The 7196-nt window shown below is 37.2% G+C and carries 6 protein-coding genes; 5 read left to right on the forward strand and 1 reads right to left on the reverse strand.

The genetic code is table 11. The features are described 5' to 3' along the window. Positions 1-90 precede the first annotated feature (90 nt). Entirely contained in the window at positions 91-888 is a 798-nt protein-coding gene (locus HZF24_RS18510; RefSeq protein ID WP_179239862.1) for a hypothetical protein, read from the reverse strand. A 188-nt stretch (positions 889-1076) separates the two neighbouring features. Here HZF24_RS18510 and HZF24_RS18515 point away from each other — a divergent pair, with 188 nt between their 5' ends. The 5 genes from HZF24_RS18515 (at position 1077) to HZF24_RS18535 (ending at position 7026) form a co-directional block, all read left to right on the forward strand. Beyond that, a complete protein-coding gene (locus HZF24_RS18515; RefSeq protein WP_179239863.1) occupies positions 1077-1391 on the forward strand; it encodes a hypothetical protein in 315 nt (104 codons plus the stop codon). A gap of 336 nt (positions 1392-1727) precedes the next feature. After that, the gene (locus tag HZF24_RS18520) at positions 1728-2960 is read left to right on the forward strand and encodes a DUF3798 domain-containing protein (protein WP_179239864.1); all 1233 of its coding nucleotides are present in this window, start codon (positions 1728-1730) and stop codon (positions 2958-2960) included. A gap of 99 nt (positions 2961-3059) precedes the next feature. After that, the gene (locus tag HZF24_RS18525; protein WP_179239865.1) at positions 3060-4652 is read left to right on the forward strand and encodes a sugar ABC transporter ATP-binding protein; all 1593 of its coding nucleotides are present in this window, start codon (positions 3060-3062) and stop codon (positions 4650-4652) included. Next, positions 4652-5728 (forward strand): ABC transporter permease subunit, encoded by a 1077-nt coding sequence (locus tag HZF24_RS18530; RefSeq protein ID WP_179239866.1) that lies wholly within the window; start codon positions 4652-4654, stop codon positions 5726-5728. The genes HZF24_RS18525 and HZF24_RS18530 overlap by 1 nt, the downstream gene beginning before the upstream one ends. Beyond that, positions 5728-7026, forward strand: a complete 1299-nt coding sequence (locus tag HZF24_RS18535) for an ABC transporter permease subunit (protein ID WP_179239867.1) — start codon at positions 5728-5730, stop codon at positions 7024-7026. Before HZF24_RS18530 ends, HZF24_RS18535 begins: the two co-directional genes overlap by 1 nt. Positions 7027-7196: the final 170 nt, after the last annotated feature.

Consider the following 7196-nt stretch of genomic DNA (forward strand, 5'->3'; position numbering starts at 1 on the left):
TGTTGGTTTTCCAACTGTTTCTCTGTTAAGTTTTCGTAATTTTTGTTACTTGCTGCTGACTTTGTCAGCAGTCTGAGATAAGCAGGCTGCTTACCTTCTTCTTCTTTGTTTAATTCTGATAGGCTTGTGAATTTCTTTTTTCTCTGTGTATGTATTTTTGTTTTCGTCGTAATTTACTGCTTTTTCATGGCTTTCATACCTGTCATTTCTGTAATATCTATCGTATTCATTTTTGGGGGTTGATTTTTCGTCATATATAATTCCGTTGTCTTCTTTTGCTTCCTCAGCATCATCATCGGGTAAAACGGATTCGTTCCTAAACTTCGATTCTTTAATGCCCTCCTTATTTTCATTATTATCATCGTTGCTTGAATTTGAACTCATGCTGCTTAACAGAGGCATAAAGGTTTCCATTAAGCTGTTAATATCTAGGCTGCTGCCATTTTCAGAATTGCCCGCAGAATTCGAAACAGATGAAAGTATATCATTAAAATTTCCGTTTTTAAGCATATTCATTGCCATTGAGCCAACTATTTTATCCATATTGTTAGCTAATAGAGGTTGAGCAAGCATTTTGCTGACATTACCGTTTTTCATTAATGCAGTCACTGCTTCAACCGGTGAGTTAGCATTTAACGGCTGAATAGGCCGGAAGGTTTGTGCCCTGTTTAAAAAAGAATACATTCCAAGTAATGTACTGGTCTTTTCAAACATAGGCAAATATGTATTTATTTTTGTGACGGTTTGTGTTGATGTAAGCGGCGCCACAGTACGAACCATACCGATTATATTTTCTATTTTTTGCGGATCGGTAAACAAGCCTCCCACTAAGCTTTTAGATGGTCCGGACAGCTTAGAAACCATGTCTTGCAGTTGCCCGCTTCCCAAAATATATTTTGCTGCTAAAAAATATAAAATTATTTGAACAGGAATAATATCACCTTCTTACTTAAACTTAATATAACATTTTATTCAATACCATAAGTTGTGTTACATGTAAAGCTGCTGAAATTAAAATTAAATAGTAATCAATCCTTTTCTTTGGCATATTATGTAATATGAATGGAGGTATTTAAATGGCTAAATTTTTCAAAAGTTTTGATGATGACAATTTAAATAAAATAGCTGAGAGTAAAGAATTTAAAAAAGCGGCGAACGATAAAAATATTAATGAATTTATTAATAATAAACAATTCAAAGAGTTTAAGGAAAAATATAACGGCAAATCTGAGGATGAAATTTTGAGGGACGCAAAAAATATGAGCAAAAAGTTAAAAGAGCAATATGGAGAAGAAGAATATAGGAAGAAAATTCAAGATTTGAAAAATTTTGAAATGTTTTTAAGCCCGGAACAAAAAAAGAAAATGAAAAAGTTTTTAGATTCACTATAATATTTAGGAGGGGAAACCCTCCAAAAGTTAAATATATATCATGCAATTTTGTTAATAAATATAAAAATTATTTTAATAAAAGTTAATATTATAAATTAGGTATTTTATTGAAAAAATGGCTAATGAACATAAGGAAGTTAAAATTACTAAGAAGAAAACGTGTGCTAATTTATAAAAATAAACAATAATTATAAATAATCGTTTTCATTTTAATTCAGTTTTTACCAAATTTATAACATATGGAAAGAAAGGTAATTTCATTTATTATTTGACAATTAATATATATTCAATTATAATAAAAAAAGGTAAAGTTTTTATTTAATTAGGAGGGACAAGATGAAAAAAGTTATAAGTATTTTGCTAGTGCTTATGATGGTGTTCAGTTTAGCTGCATGTAGTCAACCTGCAGAAGCTCCGGCACCAGCACCTGCACCAGCTCCGGAATCATCATCACCGGAGACACCCGCACCCGCACCTGAGCCGGCAGCTCCGAAAGGAACTTTCGAAGGAAAGGTTGCAATCGTAACAAATACTCTTTCTCAAAATGAAGAGGAATACCGTTCAGCTCAGGAAATGGTATCAAGATATGGTGAAGATAAGATTGTTCACGAATTATGGCCTGACAACTTCATGACAGAACAGGAGCAAATGATTAGTATCGTTACTAAGCTCGGTTCCGACCCTGAAGTTAAAGCTTTAATAGTCAACCAAGCTGTTCCGGGAACAACCGCAGCAGTTGATAAATTGTTAGAAACTCGTGATGATATGTTTATAGTTTACTGTTCACCACAGGAAAACCCACCTGACGTTGTACAAAGAGCAAACATTACTTTGCAGTTTGACGAATTAGGTATGGGAAGTACTATTCCTGAACAGGCTCAAAAATTAGGAGCAAAGACGTTCGTACATTATTCTTTCCCAAGACATATGTCAATCGTTATGCTTTCAGCAAGAAGAGACCTTATGAAGGCTAAATGTGAAGAAATAGGAATACAATTTGTTGATGCTGTAGCTCCGGATCCAACAGGTGATGCAGGAGTTCCAGGAGCACAATTATTCATACTTGAAGATGTTCCGAAGATGGTAGAAAAATATGGTAAGGATACTGCTTTCTTCTCAACGAACTGTTCAATGCAGACTCCTTTAATTAAAGCAAGTGTTGATGAAGGTGCTATATATCCGCAGCCATGCTGCCCGTCACCATATCATGGATTCCCATCAGCTCTTGGTATTGAATCAGTTGGATACACCACTGATGCAATGGCGCAAGTAATCAGCGAAACAGCTAAAAAGCTGGATGAAAGCGGCGTTCTTGGAAGATTCTCAACATGGCCTGTACCTGTAGCTATGATGAACACAATTGCAGGAGCAGAATATGCAATTAAATGGATAAACGGTGAAGTTGGCGATGAGTTGGATGTAGCTGTATTAGAAGAATTAATGACTGAGTATGCAAATGGCATAAAAGTAACAACTACTGCTTATTCAGAAAACGGAGAAGAATTTGATACATTCAGATTAATAATGATGGATTTCTTAACTTATAGTCCTGAACACATTATAAACTAAAATAATGATTAATTGAAATTGAGGAATGTTTCGGAATTTCGGTTTAGAACTTCCGCTACATTCCTTATTTATGGAGAAAATTTACTCAGGGAGGTAAATATGAGCAACCTTCTAAGCTTAAAAAATGTTTCTAAGGAATACTCAGGAAACAAAGTATTAAAAGATATAAATATCGAGCTGAACAAAGGTGAAATTTTAGCCTTAATCGGTGAAAACGGAGCAGGCAAGTCAACACTTATGAATATTCTTTTCGGCATGCCTGTTATTCATTCGACCGGTGGCTTTGACGGTAAAATAGAACTTGAAGGTCAGGAGGTTAGCATTAAATCCCCTCATGCTGCTATGGAACTTGGAATAGGAATGGTTCATCAGGAATTTATGCTTATACCGGGCTTTACTATTACGGAAAATATTAAATTAAACAGAGAAATTACCAAGCCAAACATTGTGAGCAGAGTTTTAGGCAAAAGGTTAGAATCATTAGATGTTAAGAGTATGAACGAAGATGCAAGAAAAGCACTTGATATTCTTGATATGAATATTGATGAATTCCTGCCGGTTGCAGGTCTTCCTGTAGGCCACATGCAATTTATCGAAATAGCTCGTGAAATTGATAAAACGGGAATTAAAATCTTGGTATTCGATGAACCAACTGCGGTTTTAGCTGAAACTGAGGCTAAAAATTTACTCGATGCCATCAGGAAATTGTCCAAGCAAGGAATAGGAATTATATTTATTAGTCATAGATTGGATGAAATAATTGATGTAGCGGACAAGGTTACTATATTGAGAGACGGAGAACACGTAGTAACCAAGGATATCAAGGATACCAGTGCCGTTGAAATAGCTCAGTTGATGGTCGGCAGAAAGATTACGATAGAGAGAAGTGGAAATTGTGATAAGGATGCCTGTGATGAGACGATATTGAGTATAAACAACCTGCATGTTGCAATGCCCGGTGAGAGAGTAAAAGGTATAGATTTAGATGTTAAAAAAGGTGAAATAATAGGTATCGGCGGATTGGCGGGACAAGGCAAGCTTGGCATTGCTAATGGACTCATGGGTATTTATCCTTCAAGAGGCGAGGTAGTATTTAACGGTAAAAGTTTAGCACTGAACGATCCCAGAGGGGCCATTCAATCGGGGCTTGCTTTTGTAAGTGAAGACAGAAAGGGTGTCGGACTGCTCCTTGACGAATCGATTGAAGGAAACATCGCTTTTTCAGCTATGCAGATTCGCAACGATTTCTTAATAGAATTGGGACCGATAAGACTTAAGGATTCTGCTAAAATCAGAAGTCACGGCAAGAAAATGATATCCGATCTCGATATCAGATGTACGTCATCGCTTCAAAAAGCAGGAAGCTTAAGCGGCGGTAATCAGCAAAAAGTATGTGTCGCAAGAGCGTTGACATTAAACCCTACACTTCTTTTGGTGTCGGAGCCTACGAGAGGAATCGACATAGGTGCTAAAAAATTAGTATTGGATTTATTAAAAAAATTAAATGAAGAATATGGAATGACAATTGTTATGACTTCCTCTGAATTAGCAGAGCTCAGAAGCATATGCGACAGAATAGTAATCATATGTGAGGGTAAGGTTGAAGGTGTTCTTGCACCGGATGCGGAGGATGCTCAATTTGGTCTGATGATGTCAGGAAGCCAGCATCTTATTGAAGGGAGTGAATCATAATGGTTGGAGCAAAAGAAAATAAAAAGTCTAATTTTAAAGATATAATTAATGCAATCGGATTACCAACCCTGATCATAGGTGCCTTTTGGATAATAATACTTATTATCGGAGGAACTATCGGTATTTCTATGAACACGCTCATGAGCGATACAATAAAAAGAGCGGGTATGAACGGTATTTTAGTACTTGCAATGGTTCCTTCCATACAATCCGGAACGGGTCCGAACTTTGCACTGCCTGTAGGCATCGTCTGCGGACTGTTTGCAATGGTATGGGCAATAGAATTTGATTTCGTAGGATTTGGCTGGTTAGGTGTATCTATTATTTTGGCAATAATATTTGCTGTTATAGCAGGATATCTGTACGGAAAGCTTTTAAATGCCGTAAAGGGATCTGAAATGACGATAGCAACCTACACGGGTTTTTCTATTTCAGCTTTTATGTGCCTTGCCTGGTTGATGATTCCGTTTAAGAACAGGAAAATGGGATGGTTCATGGGAAAAGGTCTCAGAGAAACCATACAGCTTGATGCATTAGGCGGAGATAAGATATTAAGCAACCTATGGACATTTAATATAGGCGGCGATAAGGGATTAATAATTCCTACGGGAATGCTTTTAGTATTCTTTTTATGCTGCGTTATAGTATGGCTGTATTTCAGATCCAAATCAGGTATTGCCATATCTGCAGGAGGAATTAATCCAAGATTTGCGCAGGCATCAGGTATTAACATCAACAGAAACAGGGTAAAAGCAAACGTGTTATCTACAGTATTGGGAGCTATCGGTATCATCGTATATTCTCAGGGATACGGTTATGTACAGTTGTATAACGCTCCGTTACTGATGGCCTTCCCGGCGGTTGCGGCAGTTTTAATCGGCGGTGCGACTGCATCAAGAGCAAAGGTATCACACGTAATAATAGGCGTTTTAATATTCCAGGGATTGTTAACATCGGCATTGCCGGTTGCCAATCAATTATTTGAAGGTACGGATTTATCGGAGATACTTCGTATGATAATTCAAAATGGTATAATCCTTTATGCTTTAACTCAAGTAAAAGGAGGCGGTAAATAATGAATAATTCACCAACTCAGGAAAGATTACAAGTGAAAGGTGCATCTTGGTTAGCTGACAATTTAGTTACCATAATATTTATCCTTTTTACCATTTTTGGATTTATGGTTTCAGACGGTGTTTCGTTAAATTACTTTTTAACTGAGCTTTCAAGCAGATTCTTCAGAAATGCATTTCTGGTATTATCCTTGATTATACCCGTAGTTGCAGGTCTCGGTCTTAACTTCGGTATAGTTGTAGGTGCAATGGCGGGCCAGATTGCGATTGCCATTGTAAGATACTTTAATATGGGCGGCATCAGCGGTATGATGCTTACATTATTTATTGCATTCCCTATAGCGGCATTGTTTGGCTATTTCACGGGGTTACTGTACAACAAGACGAGAGGACAGGAAATGATAGCCAGCTTGATAGTAGGTTATTTCGCTAACGGTCTTTACCAGTTCTTATTTCTTTTCGTCGTGGGAGTTATTATTAAGGTACCGGCGACTCATCCCATGATTAAGCCTGACGGCGTGGGTATAAGAATGACTGTCGATCTGGTAGCCCTTAAGGACGGAGGACTTAAGTATGCCCTTGACAACATACTTCAGATGCCGTTTATGTGGGCAGTACTGGCAGTTGCTGCTGCAATACTGTTACTTCAGGTTATAAGGTATGTAAGGAATAACAAAAAACCGACCTTTACAAAAAACAACAGAATAATGACTTATATCAATATAGCAATATGCTTAATATTGATAGGAGTAAGTGTACATGCCATTACAACCAAATCATCCTTAATGATGGTAAGAAAGGTTCCTGTGGTAACGGGCCTTATGATTATAGGACTTTGCATATTCAGCGAAAAAATTCTCAGCACCAAGTTAGGTCAGGATTTCAGAAGTGTTGGTCAAAGCCAGCATATAGCTGAGGTTTCAGGTATCAATGTTGATAGAACAAGATTGATAGCAACCATGATTTCAACTGTATTGGCAGCATGGGGGCAGATTATGTACATGCAGAACATGGGTACACTAAACACTTACGGCGCTCATACACAAATTGGTATGTTCTCTGTAGCATCATTGTTGGTTGGAGGTGCTTCCACTCAGAAGGCAAATATCAGACATGCTATATTAGGTACATTGTTGTTCAACTCCATGTTTATAATGTCTCCTGAAATAGGTAAATCAGTATTCGGAAATGCACTTTTAGGAGAATATTTCAGAACATTCATGGTATATGGAGTAATTGGCTTGGCATTGGGACTTCACGTTTGGAGAACCAACAAAAAAGAAAAAATAACCCTCGATTGATCGATAGATTTACAATTAAAAATATTAAGGATTTATACATTCAAGTATAAATTCTTTTTTTTGTGCGCCCAGCATGGGCGCAATCTAACGGGTGCAAGTCGCGAGTCTGCCCTAGTAGTGGGAAAGACATAGCTGAACACCAAGGGTGTCCATCGTGAGGTGGAATCTGA

This window comes from Sedimentibacter hydroxybenzoicus DSM 7310, assembly GCF_013403245.1.
Lineage (GTDB): Bacteria > Bacillota > Clostridia > Tissierellales > Sedimentibacteraceae > Sedimentibacter > Sedimentibacter hydroxybenzoicus.

Bases quoted from the DNA above. Each gene is read 5' to 3' on its own strand.
- HZF24_RS18515 (WP_179239863.1), top strand. From the start codon at position 1,077: ATGGCTAAATTTTTCAAAAGTTTTGATGATGACAATTTAAATAAAATA.
- HZF24_RS18520 (WP_179239864.1), top strand. From the start codon at position 1,728: ATGAAAAAAGTTATAAGTATTTTGCTAGTGCTTATGATGGTGTTCAGT.
- HZF24_RS18525 (WP_179239865.1), top strand. From the start codon at position 3,060: ATGAGCAACCTTCTAAGCTTAAAAAATGTTTCTAAGGAATACTCAGGA.
- HZF24_RS18530 (WP_179239866.1), top strand. From the start codon at position 4,652: ATGGTTGGAGCAAAAGAAAATAAAAAGTCTAATTTTAAAGATATAATT.
- HZF24_RS18535 (WP_179239867.1), top strand. From the start codon at position 5,728: ATGAATAATTCACCAACTCAGGAAAGATTACAAGTGAAAGGTGCATCT.